Raw genomic sequence first — 19,681 nt, 5'->3', positions numbered from 1 at the left:
TTTATAGATCACATTATCAATATTAACCCATGCCATAGAAATTCGGGAAAATCAAAATAGAAGCTAGTACCGCAATTTGAATAGCGATAAATGGCATAACTCCACGGTAAATATCACGTGTCGTGACACCTGCAGGTGCAACACCTTTCAAGTAAAACAAACTAAAGCCAAATGGTGGTGTTAAAAATGAAGTTTGAAGGTTCATCGCGACAAGTATGGCAAACCAAGTCATATTTAATCCCATCGCTTCGGCAACAGGCGCTAAAATCGGTACGATAATGAAACAGATCTCAACAAAATCGATAAAGAAACCAAGTATTAAAATAACCAGCATAGTAATGATCAAAAATCCCCACTTTTCACCGGGTAGCGCCATCATCCATTCTTCAACTAAGTAATCACCACCAGTGTAGGTAAATGCCATCGAAAATGCGGTCGCACCTAACAAAATAGCAAAGACCATTGCCGTGACTTTTACCGTTTCTTTTGCTGCCTCATAGATCATTTTCCAACTAAACATGCGATATAAAATTGCTAACACAATCGCGCCAAATCCACCTAATGCAGCAGACTCTGTAGGCGTCGCAATACCTGCAAAAATAGAACCTAGCACCACGATAATTAACGCTAATGGTGGAATGACCGCTTTTAACGCAGTAAAAACCTCTTGCAAACGACTAATGCTGTCATCTCGCTCAATTGGCTGTGTCGCTTCAGGGTTAAGCTTGGCATAAATTAAAATATAAGCGACGTACGCACCTACCAATACAAAACCCGGTAAAATAGCCGCTTGAAATAAATCACCAACAGGCACACCTAGCACATCACCTAATAGTATTAATACAATCGATGGTGGAATAATTTGTCCTAATGTCCCCGATGCACAGATAGTTCCACACGCAAGGCCTTTATCGTAATTATATTTGAGCATAACGGGTAATGAGATAAGCCCCATCGCAACAACAGATGCCCCGACCACACCCGTTGATGCCGCGAGTAATGCACCAACGAGTACAGTCGAAATTGCAATACCACCACGAACGCCACCAAACAGACGCCCCATTGACTCTAATAACTGCTCAGCTAAACGGGTTTTCTGGAGCACTAAGCCCATAAAAACAAACAGAGGCACCGCCATAAGCACCGTATTTTCCATGATTGACTGAATGCGATAAGGCATAAATGCAAACATGTCGAAACCTTCAGCCCAAACACCAAAAATTAAGGCTATTCCGCCAAAAGTAAATGCCACAGGAAAGCCCAGTAATAAGGCAAATAATGCGACAAAAAACATCACGATTCCGATCATTGACGTATTCCTTTACTGATCTTGTTTTAATGCCGCGTGGTGCGGATTAAATAAGGTATTTAATGAGTGAACAACCAGCCCTAAACCGCTGATCGCCATTAAGCCAAATGAGAGAGGGATCATTGCTTTAATTATCCATCGATAAGCAAGACCACCAGGATCGCCAGATGTTTCGCCTAATGCATAGCTCTCTTTGGCGAAATCAATGCCATACCATGCCACCAGTAAACAAAAAGGTAGTAAAAAGAAAAGTGTACCTAAAATATCAATGATCGCTTGGCTTTTACGGGATAGACGCTCATAAAAAACATCAACACGAACATGTCCCGCAGAACGGATCGCGTAAGGAACGCCAAGTAAAAACACAGCGGAAAACAGGTGCCATTCCATTTCTTGAAGGGCAATGGAAACATCATTAAAAACGTAGCGCATAACAACGTCATAAACGACATTAACTAATAATAATATAAATAGGATACTGGCAAACCAACCGAGCACATCACCAATACGATTAAAAAAACGCTCTAGCGTAATCAGACTTTTCATTCCTTACTCCATGGAATCCCACCAAATACGCATAACTGCGATCTTATATGCATAAATGGCAGGATAATAACGTCCTTATTTAAACAGACTTATTGCGCTTGGCTATTAAGGTAGGCACGATGAGATATATTGGTCCATGAACGTACCTGGTTTAGATAATCCGCTTGTGATTTTTGGATCGCTTTTGCTTGTTCATCTTTTTCTGCATGTTGTGCAAGGAGGCGATCATTCGCGTCACGTAATGCTTTCATCACTGCTGGCGGGAAATCTTTCACTTTTATATCAGGGTAAGTTTGTTGAATTGTTGACCAGTTTTTACCGCTTGCATGAGTAGCTTGGGTATACATATCATAAGCCGCAGTACGCATTGCAACACGTAAGATCTCTTGAAGATCGGCAGGTAGACGCTCCCATGTGCGCTTATTTACTAGGAACTGTAATTCTGATCCTGGCTCATGCCAACCTGTGTAGTAATAAGGTGCTATTTTATGAAAACCCATGCGCAAATCTAATGATGGGCCTACCCACTCAAGCGCATCAATGGTATTTCGCTCAAGTGAAGTATAGAGCTCTCCTGGTGCAATATTGGTTGGCTTAGCACCAACTTCAGCAAGAATTTCACCCGCAAAACCAGGGATTCTCATTTTCAACCCTTTCAGATCATCAACGGTATTGATCTCTTTTTGAAACCATCCCCCCATTTGAATATCTGAATTACCGCCAGGAAATGAAAGCAAGTTATGAGGTGAATAGACTTGCTCCATCAACTCCATACCACCACCATGATAGAACCACGCATATTGCTCAGCAGGGGTCATACCAAAAGGCATAGAGGTAAAGTATAAGGTGTTTGGAACCTTCCCCTTCCAGTAATACGATCCTGAATGTCCCATGTCGTATTGACCAGATTTCACCATATCGAAGATACCAAGTGGTGCTTTATGCTTATTAGCAGAGTCAATACGAATTTTCAAACGGCCGTTAGACATTTTTTCTGCCATCGCCGCCATGTTCTTTGTGGCATCACCAAAGATCGGAAAATTGGGTCCCCATGTTTCAGCTAATTTTAAACGGTATACTTTTTCTGATGCTTGTGCGCTTGTTGCCAGAATAGCAACACACCCTAGTGCAACGATTAGGCTTTTTTTCACCACACGTTTCACTACGCTACCAATAATAGTCATTCACTCATCCTTGCTTTATATGATTAGGCTACAAAATGATGTTCAACATACTTTGGCTTAACGCTATACAAGATAAAATGAGAAGGACTACGGATTAAAAGTTAAAAACCGTTAATAAATACAAAAAGAAAACCACGTATAAAATCGTATCGATAAAATTTAAATTATTATTTATCAATAAGTTATAAAATAACTTACACTACGTATTTATACGTACTAATCAAGAATAACGATTCGTTGAACAAGATATAATTTATGTGAACTCAGCACATTTAATTCATTCCGTATAAGAAGAAATTAGTTGAAATATGAAGCTTCATCTAATGTCATGGAAATGACAACTGTGGTAGGATCCCTCGAAATTAGCTTAACAACAAGTAACTAATGTTACTTAAACGTTAATAAACAGAATAAAGCACTATTAAATGTCATTACTATCAATGACATCACTGAGAGATATTTACATTGGTTGATCTATTAAAAGAAGTATTAGGCTGGACTTCCGTCGTCTTATATATCCTGCTTACTATATTTAACAGCATGAAATTCACTCGTTATGCTGCTTTTGCATCTGCAACAAATGATACTGTTTGGTCAATTCTAATGGGATGGTGGCCGAAAGTAATTTTAAACCTTTCCGTTAATGCGATTAATGCTTATCGCTATGTAAAAGACTTCACCAAAATGGGGAAGGCAATAGTCCACACACTCGCTGCCATTATGGCATCTGCCATTATATATATAACTTACGTTGCTATTAGTGCTTTCATTGCAGAGCCAACGATTACTGTCGCATTACAATATTTAGATTTAGCCGTTATTGTTGCCGCGCTTTATATGACTTCACTGAAAAATTATCGCATGTTAATGCTAACATCAGGTTTTGTTGGTATGGCAGGATATTATGGCAATCCACAAATGATGATCATTAAAGCATTAGTGATTGTTATTATGAGCTACAAACTATATTCGACACGTCATCAGACACAAGAACAACTACTAGCTGAAAATCATTAAGATCTCACTGGTTTATTAATAAGCTGTAGAGCGCAACGTTCTGCAGCTTTTTTATAACGAGCGCCACTTTATCCTACCTTTTGCACATTCAATTCAGTGCCAAAATCAACCTAGCCCTTTACTACACATAGATAATGACACTCACCAAGTAAGTTGACTACATATAATTTAATAAGGGGTACAAATAGATACGTCAGGATCATCGACAAGATAGGTGTGTTGAACATCAAGCCGTTCATAGAAGGATCATAGCTGGGAGAATCGATGCTAAGGGACAACTGCTTTTTATCGCGATGGTGTGGAAGGCAGCACTGGAGGCGCTCTATCACGTCAGTTGTGACGTTCAATGTTTTTATTAACGAGGATACAGAATAAACAAGGGAGAGAAAGTTATTATTGTTGGCAATATGGGAAAATAAAGGAAGTGTATGTAAGCCAACATAACCATAGACAAATGATGATTTTTACTTACTAACGGGTAACTATTTGCTAGTTTTAGTTTAAGGCAGACACCCCGTTCTGCCTCTCTGCTTTAAATAAACCATGACTTGCAAACATGTTATTTTAAACCTTAATCAACAATTGAAAAATGCCCAATCTCTTTATTATTGTGATTAGTAATAATGCCTTTTTCTGATTGTTCACAGTACGTAAAGTTGACATCTAATGTATCTAGCTTACCGTTAATTAAAACATGTCGGCGCAATACATCACTATTTAACTGATGCATAGATGCATTCCAGCTAAGATCATTAACCTTGAAGTTGATAATCATAATATACCTCTTTAAATTGTCGCGTTGATGAATTTTAGCTATGACATTAGTAAAGCTAATTATCAACGGTTTTATAGCGTTATGAATTTTTAATGAAGATTATGAATATAGCGATTAGCAAAACTGCTAAGAAGTAAAACCAAGATGAGTAAAGTATTTCGAAGAGTGTAGCGCAGAAGATATTTTTGGATTAAGTGGTGTAACAAGTTACACCACTTAGAAATCTTATAGAAACTATAAAATTAAAGAGCTACAACGTTTGCAGCTTGAAGACCTTTTTGGCCTTGCTCTACTTCAAAAGACACTTTTTGGCCTTCAGCAAGAGTTTTGAAACCTTCAGAAGCGATAGCACGGAAGTGAACGAATACGTCAGCACCGCCGTTGTCTTGAGTAATGAAACCAAAACCTTTCTCTTCGTTGAACCACTTAACGATACCAGTTGACTTAGACATAATGTGTCCCTTATATAAAATTCATAGAAAATATCGCAAAATTGCGATGCACTGAAAGCTTGAATTATTAAATATGATGAAGCGAAGGAAACACAAAGGTACAACTAAACGAAGATACTTCTGGAGATTTTCTTTAACTTAACTTTTCATTAATAACTCTGAACAACAGAGCGAAGACATCATCACATTAAATGTATTGACTGTAAACTGTTTTTTATAAAAAAAACCAAAATAAATTATAACCAACTGATTTAAAATAATTTAACACACATATCACCTATAAAAAAGCAGATCATTATTGATCTGCTTTTTTTCTATCACTCGATTAATGTATATTTACATTCTTAGGCACTGACTATGTTTTCTTAAACTTGAACAGTGTTAAGAGTGGTAACAGCACAATGTAAGAGACAAAAATAAATCCAAAGGTATACACAAAAGCAAGCAAAGTTGACTGCTGATGTAATAGCTCACTGATTTGGGCGATAAAATGAGGATCCGTTACAGTTGTATGCTGCATCATTGCCTGCTGCTGTAATTGCGGATTAGTTAATGTTAAATCCGCCCCTAAGGCATGCCACTCTCGTTGCTCTGTACGTGTAAAATACGTATTAACAATAGAGATACCAAATGAACCACCAATGGTTCGGCAAAGGTTGAAAATAACCGCACCACCAATTGTATCTGTATGACTTAATGTTCGATATGCCATTTGGCTTAATGGTGCGAATACAAGCCCCATCCCTAACCCCTGAACAATCGATGGCATTACTACCCAGTAATAATCAATATTCATTGAATACTGCATCATTAAGTATGTACCAAGAATATTAAAACCGAGCCCTACTGCTACTAGCATACGTGGATCTAATCTATCCATAAATCTAGCAATCACTAGTAGTACAATTGCAGAGGTTAATCCCCTGGGCGCCATGGCAAACCCTGTTGCTTCTACTGGGTAATGTAGTAACTGTTCTAGCATCATAGGTTGTAATTGGGTAATACCAAACATCCCCATTGAGAAGCCAGCCATCATTAAACAAGAAACAGCAAGGTTTCTATCTTTAAGCAACCACATAGGAGCAACATCGCCTTTAGTGATCCATGAGCGTGCGATAAAGAAAATCCACGCGATAACGCTGATCACCGCAGAGAACAGAATAAAGTTAGATTCAAACCATCCTTCTTCATTACCTCTGTCTAATACCATTTGTAACAGCCCAATACCGATAGTCATACCTATCACTAAAGGCCAATCTAGTTTGCTCTTACCGCGTCCATCTAACTTCACAAAGAAATAAAGCAGAGATAAACAAATCAAACCAATGGGTACATTAACGTAAAAAATCCAGCGCCAATCCATATTTTCGGTAATGATACCGCCAACGGTAGGGCCTAAAATAGGCCCTAATAATATCCCAACACTGAATAACGCCATTGCTTTACCACGTTCTTCAGGCGGATATATTTGCACCATGATAGATTGTGATAAGGGGATCACTGATGCGCCGAACGCGCCTTGAAATATTCGAAAAGTTACCATTTCAGCAAGGCTGTCAGCCTGTCCACATAAAGCAGACATAGCCACAAAACCGGCAACCGAAAAGAGCAATAATTTACGTACTCCAAGTTTAAGCGCCAAATAGCTCGCTAAAGGAATGAAGATCGCTTCTGCCATCGAATATGAGGTTAACACCCATGTTACTTGCTCTGAAGTTACGCCTAACGCTCCCATCATATGAGGCAAAGCAACATTCGCGATAGTCATGTCTATCAGCACCATAATGGCAGATAGCATGACAGCAAAAGTGATCAACAACCGATTGGCTGGCGTTAACGTAGCACCCGTCATTACTTAGTCTCTGTTAACGTATCAATAGTGACTTCCGCACTCGCTCCAACACGAAGTAAAGGCTTACCTTTTAAATCATCAAATTGAATACGAACAGGGAAACGTTGAGGTACTTTAACCCAATTACCCGTTGCGTTTTCAGGAGGGAGTAATGAGAACGATGAACCGCTTGCTGGTGATAAGGCAATAACGTGGCCTTGATATGTCACATCTGGGTACATATCTAAAACAATACTGGCTTTCATGCCTGGTTTTAATAAACCAATCGACTTTTCTTTGTAATTAGCTTGAAGCCACGCCGTATTATCTTCAATTAAAGGCATGACAGATAACCCTGGCGATACAATACTGCCAGGTCGGACACTCACCTTACCTAAACTACCGTCATGGGGAGCATAAATATTGGTGTAGGATAAATTCAACGTCGCTTGGCTTAATGCTGCCGCCGCTTGCTTAACCTGAGGCGCTTCATCACCTTTAGCACCTTGCTGGTTAATTAACTGGCTCATTTTAGCACGCGCAGCTTCTAATGCTGTTTGAGCGGAGGCTAATTTAGCTTTAGCATCATCACCTTCCTGTAAAGGTAATAATTTGCGATTCACTAAATCCATTACTCGACGATAATTTTTTTGCACATCAACAAGCGTAGCGTCTGCTGATCGTACATTAGCACTTGCCGCTAAAATTGCATCATCTGTCGCTTTATTTTCTTGTGTCGCAACTTCATACGCAGCTTTTGCTTTTTCTAACTCTATTTCAAAAGGAGCAGGATCAATCGATAATAATAAATCGCCTTCCGCTACATGCTGGTAATCATTCACATTGACTGTAAGTACTTTGCCACTAATTTGTGGTGCAACATATAAAATATTGGCGTGGACATAGGCATCATCCGTCGCTGGATATAACTTTTGATGGCGAATATAAAAATACCCAGCCGTTCCTAACAGTGCCGCTAAAAGTACAAAAATTAATAGATTACGGAACATATGTGAATCATTTTCTGGCGTCTGAAGTTGTTCAGACGGCGAGTTATCAGTCGTTGCCATTAAAATATCCTATTTAGCTGAAATATCGCTAAATTTGAGTCTAGATGATAAATATATATTGTTGTAATAAATCACGTATTTACAAATCACTGCCCCAAAATGCTGGTTGGGATTTTGTAAATTCTAATTGCGAAGACATTAGCCACTCTCTTAATGCTAATGGGTATAAATTACTCGTTACCAGATCTTCTTTTTTTAACCAAAAATAATCGATATGAGCTTCACAACTCTTAATAGTATCAAGATTATTATCTGTTTTTGATGACAATAAAAATAATAAGCATAGTTCAGTATTTAATTCTTGCCCTATATGCCAGTTATTTTCTACGGCCCCCAAAAAACAATCAATGTTAACCTTTAAGTTCGCTTCTTCATTCAATTCTCGAATCACCGTTGTCGCTGCTGATTCTTTTGCATCAATATGTCCACCAGGTAAAAATGTTTTATCATCACCTTTAACTCGGGTTACAAGCACTGCATCATCGTTAATTAAAATACCGCGAGCAGTTGAGTGAAAATGCATATTAAACCCTTTATATTATATGGGATTTATAATCCATAGCTGAATATTCACTCATCGTTAGATGAGTAATAACGGATAAATTACAAATCCGAAAAGAACCTATCGGCTAATCTATCTATATATTTAAATAGAGTTATAGATCTAATAGTATACGAAAAAACAACATGTTCTCTTAACTTTCAGCCAATCATTTATGCAATGTAATATATCAAAATAAGTCATTTAAAATAGCGTTCCAACCAAACAGCCTTATTTTATAAATAACCCTCATTGAACATAAAAAAACGCTGATACTTTCATATCAGCGTTTTCATTTAAAAATTGATCACTTACATACTGACTTTATCAACTAAATAGAGAATTGAGCGATACTCTATCCCGCTATGTTCAGATAGCCCTAACTCACAAGTACGACTATTTGAATAACCTTCAGTACAGTCTACAGGTACTTGACGTTTTAAAGGCGCTAGTGAACTTGCGTTAAGTTCTGGTTTGGTAAAACCTTTATCGCCAGCAAAACCGCAACAGGTAATGTCATCTGGAATAATCACTGTCTTCGCACAAGCTTTCGTGACTTTTTCCATCACCCCAGCTAACCCTTTACGACGTGAAGTACAGGTAATGTGTAACATCACAGGCTCTTCTTGCTGTGTTATGGTTAATTTTGGCAACACATAATTTGCGACAAATTCAAAAGGCTCGTAGATTTTAATTTCACTGCGTAGTGTTTCTTTTCCTGTACTTGCACAAGGGCTGGTATCCATTAATACAGGATAGGTTCCTTGGCTAGATGCTTCCCATAACGCATTTTCTAATTGCTGTGCTTTTTTCGCTGCCGTTTCAGGAAAACCTTTACTGGTATATGGCATACCACAACATTGATTGTTTAAATCCTTCGGAATAACAACTTCATAGCCCGCTTTTTCAAGCAGAGAGATCGTCACATCGACTAATGGTCGAGGATCTTTTGCATTCGCTTCAGTGCCCATTGTACGTGCAGAACAACTCGGGAAATAAACGATCTTTTCTCGACCCACTTTTTTAACTTTCAACATTTCAGTGGATTTTACCGCGACAGGCATATGTGAAGACCACATCGGAATACGATGACCCGATAAGTCATAAGCCGCCTTCGTCAACTTACGCATTTTATTAGTGCCAAGTACCTTATGCATACCATTTGCGACAGTTAAACCAGTTTTAGCTACTGACGTAACGGTTGAAAAATGATCCGCAGTCCAGTTCGCAATTTGTTTTGCTTTATCTGTATGGTTTTGACGTAATTTACGAACAAGATCGCCGGTATTGATCCCAACAGGGCAACGATCGGCACATAATCCTGTTGCGGCACAGGTATCTAGGCCGTAGTAACGATAGGTTTTTTCCATCTGAGTAAGACGGCTAGGATCTTCGTTAGTTTTTCTTAAGCGAGAGATTTCACGAAATACTGTATTACGTTGGCGTGGTGTTAACGATAAATTACGAGAAGGACAAACAGGCTCACAGAAACCACATTCAACACACTTATCAATCAACTCATCTGCTTCAGGCATCCCTTTTAAGTTTTTGATATGTGATTCTTTGTCTTCATTGATGATCACACCAGGGTTTAAAATGCCGCGTTTATCAAAAATGCGTTTAATATTTTGCATTAATTGATAGCCATCAGCGCCCCACTCAAGCTCGATAAACGGCGCCATATTACGCCCAGTACCATGCTCTGCTTTTAATGACCCTTTATAATCAACGGCCACTAACTGAGCCACTGCATCCATAAAATCACTATAACGTGTTATTTCTACTTGGCTATCAAATGACTGAGTGAATACAAAGTGTAGATTTCCCGCCAATGCGTGACCAAAAATGATCGCTTCATGGTAATTGAACTGAGTAAATAACTCCTGTAGTTCACGTACAGCAGGGGCTAATTGTTCAATCGGAAAGGCTACATCTTCAATGATAACTGTGGTTCCAGTCTCTCGCACAGCCCCCACTGATGGGAATAGCTCTTTACGGATCCCCCATAACTGCTCACAGGTTTTGGTATCACGACTAAAATCAACCTGAGCAATCGGCGAGAAACCATTAATAATAGCTAGCAACTGTTCAATTTGTTGCTGTAATGCAGCCTCATTCTCAGCATGAATCTCTATCAATAATGCCGCGGCTTCAGTATCACCTTTTTCACCAAGCTCTGCGATAAAACCTGGCATTCCTGGCTTGTCGGCAACAGAAGCTAAAGAACGGCTATCCATTAATTCAACCGCAGCGACTGAAGTTTTACTCAACTCACTTACTGCAAGGCAAGTGATCTCAATATCACTGAAAACAAACAACCCAGATGCTTTGTGTGCATGATTCACAACTGTGTTGTAAGTTACGTCAGCAATAAAACCTAATGTGCCTTCTGAACCAATGAAAAGGTGTTGCAAAACGTCAATTGGATCATCAAAGTCAATCAGTGAATTAAGACTATAACCTGTGGTGTTTTTTAAACGGTACTTATGACGGATCTTAGCTGCCAGTTCGCTATCTTCCTGACACTGGGTGACGAGTGTCATCAACTCATCAATCATTTCTGCATGACTGAGTTTAAAAGCTTCAACACTGGCACTATCTAATGTATTTAGCACTGTACCGTCAGCTAAAACAACCGTCATCCCAGCAACTGTGCGGTAACTATTCTCTGAAGTGCCACAACACATACCTGACGCATTGTTAGCAACAATACCACCAATTTTACAGGTATTGATTGAGCCAGGATCTGGGCCAATTTTACGGCCAAATGGCGCTAAATACGCATTGACTTCAGCACCAATGATTCCCGGCTGGAGCCAAATCTGTTCACCATCATTTAATATCTCATAATCACGCCAATTTCGAGTCAGCGTGATTAACACAGAATCGGACTGAGCTTGACCAGATAAGCTAGTACCAGCAGCTCTAAATGTCACCGGAATTTGGCGCTCGTAGCACGTTTTAACGGCAAAAATCACCTCTTGCAAACTATCCAGTTGAAGGACAACTTGAGGTGTTAAACGGTAAAAGCTAGCATCGGTACCATAGGCCAGTGCGAGTGTTGGATCGGTGATAATGCGACTTTTATCTATTTGTTGTTCTAATAGCGCAATCAGTTCAAGGTAGGGCTGCTGCATCATGGCTCCATGTATATATACGAGTTAATTGTTTTATTTCTTATAGGTATATTCTACTTTACTCTGTATGGTTGATAAATATTGACTAATTCACATGTTTGTTGAAAAAAGTACACTAATAAATGAAGACGACGAATAATCTACTCCTTTTTTATCACCTAATTGATAAAGGCTCCTTTAGCAAAGCAGCCGAACACATTGGCTTAACAAAATCGGTGGTAAGCAAACGTATCACAGCACTTGAACAAGCGTTAGGCGTTCAGCTTATTTATCGGACTACACGCAAGTTGACACTGACAGAAGCTGGTGATGTTTTTTATCATCATGCGAGAGAAGTCTACAATGCGGTTCAAAATGCAGAAGATGCAATGAGTGGTTTGGGAGAAAGCTTAACAGGTAAAATCCGTATTACTGTCCCTACCATTTCGGGCGAACTTATTTTACCCGAAGCAATTGCAGCATTTAGCCGTCAATATCCTGATATTCATATTGAAATGGAACTCGACAATCGCTTTGTTGATTTAGTACAGGAAGGATTTGATATTGCGATAAGAACAGGCGCAATGCCAGATTCAAGCTTTATTGCCCGTCAATTGGTTCAAGCTCGCTGGGTGATATGTGCATCCCCCAGCTATATCAAGCAATATGGCATACCAACACAGCCTTATGATTTAGAAAAACATAACTGTCTGGGTTATAGCTTCCAAGAAACAGGGGCGAACGAATGGCTAATTGAAGATACATTAGGTATTCATACCGTTAAAGTAAAAGGCAACTTTACCACTAATAACGCTTCTGCTTTACGTGGCGCGGCATTACACGGACAAGGCTTAGTCTACATTCCCAAAGTATTAGTCGCTGAAGATCTTAAAAAAGGTCGCTTGATTGAAGTTCTCACTGATTATGTTGCGAAATCATTAGGCATTTATGCGGTATATCCGTATACCAAACAGCAACCAATGAAAGTGAAACTCTTCATTGAGCATATTTATCAGTATTATCAAAAATACCGAGATACCTTTAAATAAAATGATTTAATTGATCGCCATAACTTCATACCAAGTGACATTATCACCAATATGAACATCGACTTCTTCACCGATCTCACGACCAATCAATGCATCACCAAATGGCGAAGTTGGTGTCACTATCGTGACAGAATACTGATCAAACGTTACGACTAGTCCACCAGAGCTGGGGCCCAGAAAAACAAAACGCACGTTATCATCTTCATCAGCTAACGTTACAATATGCCCAAGTAGTACAGTATCAAAGGCTTTAGGTAAGTTAGCTTGTAATACTTGATAAGCTGCTATATCAGCTTTGCACTCTTCTACTCTTTGTGCCTGACCATGCGCTAAATAAGACGCTTCAAGCGCCAATGTGTCATATTGATTTTCGGCAACATTTTCATCATCAGTCGCCGTATTATAGGCACGTAAAGCCGCTTCAGTCGCCGCTTCTAATATTTGTTGTAGCCTAATTTGTACCTGATTTAATAACTTTTGCTTATTCACTATTACTGCCTATGATCTCAAACGCGCCATATCATAATACGACTTTGTCTGAATTCATATTTTCGTCATTGTGTATCTTCCTAAAAAGCGACTTATCTAGAACAAGATCCCCCTAAAAGAGCATTTAACGATCAATTAAAAGTAACATTGACAGATATAATGACTAAAGATGTCGCTTAATCTTTGGCGAAAAATCACTAGCAATTGTCGTGTACTATCAAAACAAAATAAAACAGTCTGTTAAAGTAACCACAGCTTTAATAAAACAACAAAAGGTACACTCAATGACAGAATCAAGAGCTCCTGACTGGGATAATATAAAAACTTACGAGAAGTTATATCAGGAAATATTAGTCAACCCTGATACATCAAAGTTTCATCATTATTTTACGGAAGATTGCTATATCAATATTAACGATAAAGAATATGATGCTGATGCTTTTAAGCAACGTATGGTCTGGTTGAAAAAGAATGCAAAGGTTAAAGTTGAAGTAGTTAACTTTTTTACCTCAAAAGACGGCACTAAGATAACAGACACGCATTTATCTCACTCCATAGATGCAGAAGGAATCAAGAGAACTTTTCGTGTTATGCAACAATCCGAACTTGAAAATGGCAGGATAAAAAGATTTATCGACAATACATTTATGCTTAGTGGTAATGATTCAGATTATAGTATTACAACAAATAAATAATTTTATTGCTTACCTTTTAGCTTCTACATCGCATAGCACCCCACTTTATGTGAGGTGCTACGTTTTTATAAATAATTAAATTTATTAGAATTTATAATCAACACTCCAAACAATTTGCTCTGTTCCTTTTAAACGAACACCATCTGTTTTGTAATTTTGATCAAGATAACGGTATGTAAGATCTGATGAAATATTATCCGTTAGTTGAACCATTGCACCTAGTTGTCCACCCCATACAAAATCAGTAGAGCTATCTTTACCACTCGCTTCTGATGTCTTAGCTGTTAATTTATTATGAGCAGCACCCATTGACGCACCAGCAAAAAGGTTAATATTAGAAGTGACTGGTACTAGGTAATCATAAGAAACTAAAAATAAATCTTGTTTATGCTTAGCCTTGATAGTTTCTTCTCCAGATTCAGCGATATTGAATTTATCTTTCTTATAACCGTAAGTTGCCATTAAGCGGTGATGGTTATCGACAATTACACCACCACGGATTTGATAGCTAGCATCTTCACTATGCATTTTAGCTGCATCTTTAAAGTTATCTAATTGATAACCCACACCACCACCCATAAATGTTTCCACATTTGTTGCCATCGCTGGCGCTGATACGATACCTGCTAAAACGACCGTAGATAAAATAGACTTTTTCATGATTTTATTCCTAACTTATTGTTATTAGTGAAAGTCATTAATCTAAAGGGAAGATTAATTGGCTTTCAAAATACCTGTGTCTTTTCGTTAGCAACAAAACTAAAGCATCTCTCCTGTACGAAAACTTAACAAATAAAACACTATTTTATTAACTAAATGCAACCTGAATAGAGCTGAATTTAAGCGTCTAAAAAGCACTTCAAGTGTAAGTATTTATTTCAAACACATGATAATTCATTTAGAAAATAGAAATCGATTTCTGGTTCATTACTATGCTTTTTATTTTTCGCGTAGACTGTCAGCTAATGACTTTTTAGAATGAATGCTTTGTTTATGTTGAGCTTGGTTCCAAAACAGTCTTTCGCTATTTACTCTAATAACAAAATTTCATTACTAATAAGGTAATAATTAAAGTTAACCACTTTAAACACGATAGCAATAATATGGACATCACTCGTGAACAACCAAACTCAAGCATGACGAATAACGAAATCATGAAAAAACAATTAAAAACAAGATTGACGCTGCATACGTTCGCCACTTTCTTATTGCTAGCTAGCTCTGCGCCGCTATATGCTTATGCTCTTTCACCTATTCACTTACTGAACTATGTCGATTCATATGGCAATGTCTCATTAAGAAATAGTAGAGATATACAACTACCCGATCCTCTTGTGATCACTGGTAACTTGAATCTTGAAAAAAGCAAGATTTCACAACTTCCACGTAGCCTGACTGTAAATGGTAATCTTAATCTTGCTTATACTGAAGTTGAGTACCTCCCCGTGGTATTTAACGTCGATGGATTCGTTAACCTTGCTCATTCAAAAATTAAAGCACTTAACTATGGTATGAGAGTAAAGGGAGATCTCAGTTTAATGGGAACGGAGATCCAAACGCTTCCAGATAACCTTTATGTCAAAGGGGATCTTTACTTAAACAACAGCAAAATAACTAAACTTCCTAATCAAATCATCGTTGATGGCGATATCCACATTAAGGGCACTCAAATAACAAGCATTCCAGATAATGCAAAAATAAAAGGTCGTATTATCAATTAACAAGCCATTGTATTATTTTGCATTTAAAAATAGCAATCGTTTGCCTTTTAATTTAAATGCCTATCTAAATATAGTTAAATGCGAATTTTAAATATAAGAAAGCCAGAAATATTCATTTATTTCTGGCCACTGATACTCAATAAGTATTTAAATTTACATTACTAAGATTTTGAACATTTAACGGGGGATTTGCTAAATGTATAAGACTTTCTGAATCACCTAAAAGAAAGCCTTTCTGTCAGCATTGATTATGCTTTTTCAACTTTAGTAGTTTGATTTTTATAGTAAAACCACTGTCTACGGTTACGTGTTTTCATTTAAAACCTCTCATTAATCTTATATGAGTAAGGTTGATATCACTAAAATTAATACCGTTCTTACTCTTTACTTATCTGTTCTACTTAAACAACTTGATGTGACATAAACATGACATCACAATAGTTTTTTTGTGAACATCTTTTTTTATTAATATATCTTAGGCAGCAAGCTATCAGAAAAGTTCACAGTAGATTATTAAAATGATTTTTATAGATATGGGTTCGATAGGAAGTATTGAAATGCAACCATAGCTAAATATTATCAGCTACGTTTTCTTACTTTAAAAAACCTCGAACAATTTATATCGACAATTTAATATATGTATCTTTTGCTCATTTGACAACCACTAAAATAGATTTTTTTTGTGATTCAACTCTTTATTTTATTATACAAGTGATCATACCCTATTAACGATAATCTTAACCTATTGCAAAATAAGTATATTTTTATAACTATCGGCAATCTATACCAACGTCCTACCCTCTCAAAAATTTAATCAAAACAGCCAATTTTCACTTTTTATTATTAATATCATCACCAATTCATTCCTTTTAATACCATCATAAAAAAGAAAAAATCCCTTTAAAGCTTGCGCTTTGGCTTCCAACAACCAATTGTAAATGGTATGTTAGATGTAATTAAGTGCTATGGAGACGATAATGACGATTCATACCGTTACTTTAGAGGTAACCGCTAATGTACCTAAAACCGTCCTCTTTGCATTACTTTCTGATCACGCTAAATTAGGGCGTTTTTTTAATGCTCAGTACTCGTTGATTCGCTCAGGAAAACCAGAGATTAATGGGATCGGTGCTATACGCGAAGTCATTCAAGGGCCATTTACATATCAAGAGCAAATCATTGATTTTAAAGAAAATGAACACATTCACTATCAAATAATTCAAGGCGCTCCAGTGAATGAACATGGCGGGTGGATAAAGTTTAAAAGTATCAATGCAACCCAAAGTAAAATTCATTATCGCATTACTTTTTCCCCTAAAATTAAAGGCACTGGCTGGTTAATTAAGTTTCAAATACAAAACTTCTTAAAACAAGCACTAGCAAACGTGATTAAACACAGTGAAGATATGTGGAAATCCACAACGACAGCGAAACCTTATTCACGTAATACCACTTCAATAAAAGACATTCCAACCAAAGCCCGCATTAAATAATGCGCAACAGCAAATCGCGATCAATTCTACATTTTTGATTTTCTCTTCCCATAAACATGCCTCTTGTTACGCGATCTTTGATCAAATCGAGGACGTACATATCAAAATACGTTTTAATAGCTCAACAATATGCCTTTAATTGCATTAATAACTACGTTGAGAGGTCGTTAAGACTATGTACCAATCACAACCACTACTAACAACTGACAGATTAATTCTTCGTCCACTACAATTATCAGATGCGACAAAAATTCAACATTTAGCAGGCAACATCGATATTGCAAATAGTACTATCAATGTTCCTCATCCTTACTCTGACGGTATGGCGGGTAAATGGATTGGTAAGCATTTAGGTGGTTGGCTCACCCAGAATTCAGCAATCTTTGCGATAACATTAAAAGCAAATCACCAACTGGTTGGCTGTGCTGGACTTGAAAATATACAAAACGGGAGTGGTCAATTGGGTTATTGGATTGGTGTACCTTACTGGGGCAATGGATATTGTACTGAAGCGGTTGAACGTCTTAAAGAGTTTGGTTTTAACCGATTACATCTCAAACATATTTATGGTCGCCACAGTAAAAGCATCACAGATCCTGCAAAGGTCATGCTAAAAGTGGGTATGTGCCCTGTTGATAAACTTTCTATTGCTTCTATAGACAATATAAATGATGACATTTCACTGTATGAGATCACAACCTCAGCATGATACCGACTGAATAACGACTCCGTATAGTAAATAGCCTTATGATAACTCTCATCACGCATCGCCATACCAATGGGAGGTTTTAGTGTTAGATTGTGACTTTCTAGTTATTGGGGCTGGAATAATTGGATTAAGTACAGCATGGGAGCTGCAACAACGTTTTCCCCAAAAAAAGATATGGGTTATCGAAAAAGAAGCTCATGAAGCTTTCCATCAAACAGGCCACAATAGTGGTGTCATACATGCTGGTATTTATTACCCTCCAGGCAGCTTAAAAAGTGATTTTTGTCTTCGTGGTAATCAAGCTATTAAAGCCTTTTGTAATGAATTTGATATTCCTTTCGAACAATGCGGAAAATTAGTCGTTGCCACAAACACTTCCGAGCAACAACGATTACAACAACTAGCAATACGAGCTGCTCATCTTGATATTGATATCACCCTTCTTGATCAGCATGGACTGAAACAACAAGAGCCTAACATTACAGGCATTAGTGCTATTTTTGTCCCAGATTCTGCCATCGTTAATTATCGATTGATTTGTCAAAAACTTGTTGAGTTGATCCGACATCACAACGGTCATGTTATTTTTAATCAAACCGTTGAAGCAATAGAAGAAAAGACTGATAGCGTTGCTGTTAAATGTAAAACGAAAACATTTGTCGCGGGTAAATTAATTGCGTGTGCTGGACTACAATCCGATAGAATTGTTTCTATGCTCGGTACTCAACCCTCATTTTCTATTGTTCCTTTTAGAGGCGATTACTATCAACTCCCAAACAAGCACAACGATCAAATAAACCATTTAATCTATCCTGTCCCAGATCCTACCTTGCCTTTTCTAGGGATCCACTTAACTAAAATGATCGATGGCAGCATTACTGTTGGACCCAATGCCGTCCTCAATTTTGCGCGTGAAGCTTATGATTCACCAATGTTTAATCTTAAAGATAGTTTGGACTTACTTAGCTTTAAAGGCTTATACCCTCTGCTATACAAACACTTATCATCAGCATTGACAGAGTTTACTCAAGCAGTATGGAAACCTTCTTATTTAGCTAAAGTACAGAGCTATTACCCTCAATTAACAACCTCTGATTTACAACCGTATCCATGCGGGATACGAGCCCAAGCGGTGAATAAACAAGGCCAACTGATTGATGATTTTATGTTTCATCAAACAACATTAAGCCTTGTCGTATGTAACGCGCCTTCACCAGCGGCTACGTCATGCTTTCCTATCGCTCAGTATATTGTTGATAAGCTACGCTATGAGTGAGTGATGTTTTTGATATACTCGCCAACATCAAAAATTATCGTAAAAAGGGATCTTGTAGTGAAAAGCCCATGTGTTGCCAAGTGTAAAAATAGTGATGGTATCTGTAGTGGTTGCTTACGCACCATGAAAGAAGTTATCGAATGGCAAAACTTTGATGATGCCAAGCGAGAATCAGTTATGGCTGAAATAAAGGGGCAGCCTGATACTCATTTTTGCCCTGAATGCCATGAGCCCGCACATTGCGATATTAGTGCGGGAAAGGCAACGTGTTGGTGTTTCGAATTAGATAAACGCGATACTGCAGATTGTCCTTCAGGACGCTGCTTATGTCGTCAGTGCTTATCAAAGCAACCTCTCGCTTAATAATAAATGGCGTTCTAACTTATATAGATCGCTTTGCACGCCTTT

Annotated in this window: 19 protein-coding genes; 8 read left to right on the top strand and 11 right to left on the bottom strand. The window is 37.8% G+C overall.

The annotated features are described in order from the left end of the window. Positions 1-22: 22 nt before the first annotated feature. The 3 genes from C9J46_RS07760 to C9J46_RS07750 form a co-directional block, all read right to left on the bottom strand. Complete coding sequence (locus C9J46_RS07760) at positions 23-1,309, bottom strand: TRAP transporter large permease subunit (RefSeq protein ID WP_107290734.1); 1,287 nt, start codon at positions 1,307-1,309, stop codon at positions 23-25. 12 nt (positions 1,310-1,321) lie between these two features. Then, complete coding sequence (locus C9J46_RS07755) at positions 1,322-1,855, bottom strand: TRAP transporter small permease subunit (protein ID WP_107207032.1); 534 nt, start codon at positions 1,853-1,855, stop codon at positions 1,322-1,324. 89 nt (positions 1,856-1,944) lie between these two features. Then, complete coding sequence (locus C9J46_RS07750) at positions 1,945-3,039, bottom strand: TRAP transporter substrate-binding protein (protein ID WP_107207033.1); 1,095 nt, start codon at positions 3,037-3,039, stop codon at positions 1,945-1,947. 465 nt (positions 3,040-3,504) lie between these two features. Here C9J46_RS07750 and C9J46_RS07745 point away from each other — a divergent pair, with 465 nt between their 5' ends. Then, positions 3,505-4,056 carry a hypothetical protein gene (locus C9J46_RS07745; RefSeq protein WP_107207034.1) on the top strand — a complete coding sequence of 184 codons (552 nt, stop codon included), beginning with the start codon at positions 3,505-3,507 and terminating at the stop codon, positions 4,054-4,056. Positions 4,057-4,627: 571 nt separating this feature from the next. Here C9J46_RS07745 and C9J46_RS07740 read toward each other — a convergent pair. From C9J46_RS07740 to C9J46_RS07715, 6 genes are all read right to left on the bottom strand, one after another. Then, positions 4,628-4,831 (bottom strand): hypothetical protein, encoded by a 204-nt coding sequence (locus C9J46_RS07740; protein ID WP_107246857.1) that lies wholly within the window; start codon positions 4,829-4,831, stop codon positions 4,628-4,630. Between the two features lie 242 nt (positions 4,832-5,073). Then, positions 5,074-5,283 carry a cold-shock protein gene (locus C9J46_RS07735; protein WP_005364106.1) on the bottom strand — a complete coding sequence of 70 codons (210 nt, stop codon included), beginning with the start codon at positions 5,281-5,283 and terminating at the stop codon, positions 5,074-5,076. Positions 5,284-5,638: 355 nt separating this feature from the next. Next, positions 5,639-7,135 carry a DHA2 family efflux MFS transporter permease subunit gene (locus C9J46_RS07730; RefSeq protein ID WP_107207036.1) on the bottom strand — a complete coding sequence of 499 codons (1,497 nt, stop codon included), beginning with the start codon at positions 7,133-7,135 and terminating at the stop codon, positions 5,639-5,641. Beyond that, a complete protein-coding gene (locus C9J46_RS07725) occupies positions 7,135-8,184 on the bottom strand; it encodes an HlyD family secretion protein (RefSeq protein WP_107246859.1) in 1,050 nt (349 codons plus the stop codon). Before C9J46_RS07725 ends, C9J46_RS07730 begins: the two co-directional genes overlap by 1 nt. Before the next feature lie 79 nt (positions 8,185-8,263). Continuing rightward, positions 8,264-8,707, bottom strand: coding sequence for an NUDIX domain-containing protein (locus C9J46_RS07720; RefSeq protein ID WP_107207038.1), 444 nt, complete (start codon positions 8,705-8,707; stop codon positions 8,264-8,266). 329 nt (positions 8,708-9,036) lie between these two features. Then, positions 9,037-11,862 carry an FAD-binding and (Fe-S)-binding domain-containing protein gene (locus tag C9J46_RS07715; protein WP_107290733.1) on the bottom strand — a complete coding sequence of 942 codons (2,826 nt, stop codon included), beginning with the start codon at positions 11,860-11,862 and terminating at the stop codon, positions 9,037-9,039. A gap of 122 nt (positions 11,863-11,984) precedes the next feature. Here C9J46_RS07715 and C9J46_RS07710 point away from each other — a divergent pair, with 122 nt between their 5' ends. Then, positions 11,985-12,890, top strand: coding sequence for a LysR family transcriptional regulator (locus C9J46_RS07710; RefSeq protein ID WP_107259856.1), 906 nt, complete (start codon positions 11,985-11,987; stop codon positions 12,888-12,890). A 6-nt stretch (positions 12,891-12,896) separates the two neighbouring features. Here the strand turns inward: C9J46_RS07710 and C9J46_RS07705 are convergent, their stop codons facing one another. After that, positions 12,897-13,379, bottom strand: coding sequence for a GreA/GreB family elongation factor (locus tag C9J46_RS07705; RefSeq protein ID WP_107207041.1), 483 nt, complete (start codon positions 13,377-13,379; stop codon positions 12,897-12,899). A 284-nt stretch (positions 13,380-13,663) separates the two neighbouring features. Here C9J46_RS07705 and C9J46_RS07700 point away from each other — a divergent pair, with 284 nt between their 5' ends. Further along, on the top strand, positions 13,664-14,074 hold the full coding sequence (locus C9J46_RS07700) for a hypothetical protein (protein ID WP_107259859.1): 411 nt from the start codon (positions 13,664-13,666) through the stop codon (positions 14,072-14,074). Positions 14,075-14,158: 84 nt separating this feature from the next. On the opposite strand, the gene C9J46_RS07695 is transcribed toward C9J46_RS07700, so the two are convergent. After that, complete coding sequence (locus tag C9J46_RS07695) at positions 14,159-14,734, bottom strand: porin family protein (RefSeq protein ID WP_107207043.1); 576 nt, start codon at positions 14,732-14,734, stop codon at positions 14,159-14,161. 443 nt (positions 14,735-15,177) lie between these two features. Here C9J46_RS07695 and C9J46_RS07690 point away from each other — a divergent pair, with 443 nt between their 5' ends. From C9J46_RS07690 to C9J46_RS07670, 5 genes are all read left to right on the top strand, one after another. Further along, positions 15,178-15,795, top strand: coding sequence for a hypothetical protein (locus C9J46_RS07690; RefSeq protein ID WP_107207044.1), 618 nt, complete (start codon positions 15,178-15,180; stop codon positions 15,793-15,795). A gap of 977 nt (positions 15,796-16,772) precedes the next feature. After that, the gene (locus C9J46_RS07685; protein ID WP_107207045.1) at positions 16,773-17,288 is read left to right on the top strand and encodes an SRPBCC family protein; all 516 of its coding nucleotides are present in this window, start codon (positions 16,773-16,775) and stop codon (positions 17,286-17,288) included. Between the two features lie 175 nt (positions 17,289-17,463). Then, on the top strand, positions 17,464-17,997 hold the full coding sequence (locus C9J46_RS07680; protein WP_107207046.1) for a GNAT family N-acetyltransferase: 534 nt from the start codon (positions 17,464-17,466) through the stop codon (positions 17,995-17,997). Positions 17,998-18,079: 82 nt separating this feature from the next. Further along, a complete protein-coding gene (gene lhgO / locus C9J46_RS07675) occupies positions 18,080-19,273 on the top strand; it encodes an L-2-hydroxyglutarate oxidase (RefSeq protein WP_107290732.1) in 1,194 nt (397 codons plus the stop codon). 57 nt (positions 19,274-19,330) lie between these two features. After that, entirely contained in the window at positions 19,331-19,636 is a 306-nt protein-coding gene (locus tag C9J46_RS07670; protein ID WP_107290731.1) for a DUF1289 domain-containing protein, read from the top strand. The last annotated feature ends 45 nt before the right edge of the window (positions 19,637-19,681 follow it).

The organism is Photobacterium sp. GB-36, from assembly GCF_003026135.1.
Lineage (GTDB): Bacteria > Pseudomonadota > Gammaproteobacteria > Enterobacterales > Vibrionaceae > Photobacterium.
The sequence above is the reverse complement of the archived record's forward strand: the minus strand, read 5'-3'. Positions and strand labels throughout refer to the sequence as shown.

What these genes read in the sequence shown, in the direction of transcription:
- C9J46_RS07760 (WP_107290734.1), bottom strand. Translation starts at nt 1,309, where the DNA reads ATGATCGGAATCGTGATGTTTTTTGTCGCATTATTTGCCTTATTACTG.
- C9J46_RS07755 (WP_107207032.1), bottom strand. Translation starts at nt 1,855, where the DNA reads ATGAAAAGTCTGATTACGCTAGAGCGTTTTTTTAATCGTATTGGTGAT.
- C9J46_RS07750 (WP_107207033.1), bottom strand. Translation starts at nt 3,039, where the DNA reads ATGACTATTATTGGTAGCGTAGTGAAACGTGTGGTGAAAAAAAGCCTA.
- C9J46_RS07740 (WP_107246857.1), bottom strand. Translation starts at nt 4,831, where the DNA reads ATGATTATCAACTTCAAGGTTAATGATCTTAGCTGGAATGCATCTATG.
- C9J46_RS07735 (WP_005364106.1), bottom strand. Translation starts at nt 5,283, where the DNA reads ATGTCTAAGTCAACTGGTATCGTTAAGTGGTTCAACGAAGAGAAAGGT.
- C9J46_RS07730 (WP_107207036.1), bottom strand. Translation starts at nt 7,135, where the DNA reads ATGACGGGTGCTACGTTAACGCCAGCCAATCGGTTGTTGATCACTTTT.
- C9J46_RS07725 (WP_107246859.1), bottom strand. Translation starts at nt 8,184, where the DNA reads ATGGCAACGACTGATAACTCGCCGTCTGAACAACTTCAGACGCCAGAA.
- C9J46_RS07720 (WP_107207038.1), bottom strand. Translation starts at nt 8,707, where the DNA reads ATGCATTTTCACTCAACTGCTCGCGGTATTTTAATTAACGATGATGCA.
- C9J46_RS07715 (WP_107290733.1), bottom strand. Translation starts at nt 11,862, where the DNA reads ATGCAGCAGCCCTACCTTGAACTGATTGCGCTATTAGAACAACAAATA.
- C9J46_RS07710 (WP_107259856.1), top strand. Translation starts at nt 11,985, where the DNA reads ATGAAGACGACGAATAATCTACTCCTTTTTTATCACCTAATTGATAAA.
- C9J46_RS07700 (WP_107259859.1), top strand. Translation starts at nt 13,664, where the DNA reads ATGACAGAATCAAGAGCTCCTGACTGGGATAATATAAAAACTTACGAG.
- C9J46_RS07695 (WP_107207043.1), bottom strand. Translation starts at nt 14,734, where the DNA reads ATGAAAAAGTCTATTTTATCTACGGTCGTTTTAGCAGGTATCGTATCA.
- C9J46_RS07690 (WP_107207044.1), top strand. Translation starts at nt 15,178, where the DNA reads ATGGACATCACTCGTGAACAACCAAACTCAAGCATGACGAATAACGAA.
- C9J46_RS07685 (WP_107207045.1), top strand. Translation starts at nt 16,773, where the DNA reads ATGACGATTCATACCGTTACTTTAGAGGTAACCGCTAATGTACCTAAA.
- C9J46_RS07680 (WP_107207046.1), top strand. Translation starts at nt 17,464, where the DNA reads ATGTACCAATCACAACCACTACTAACAACTGACAGATTAATTCTTCGT.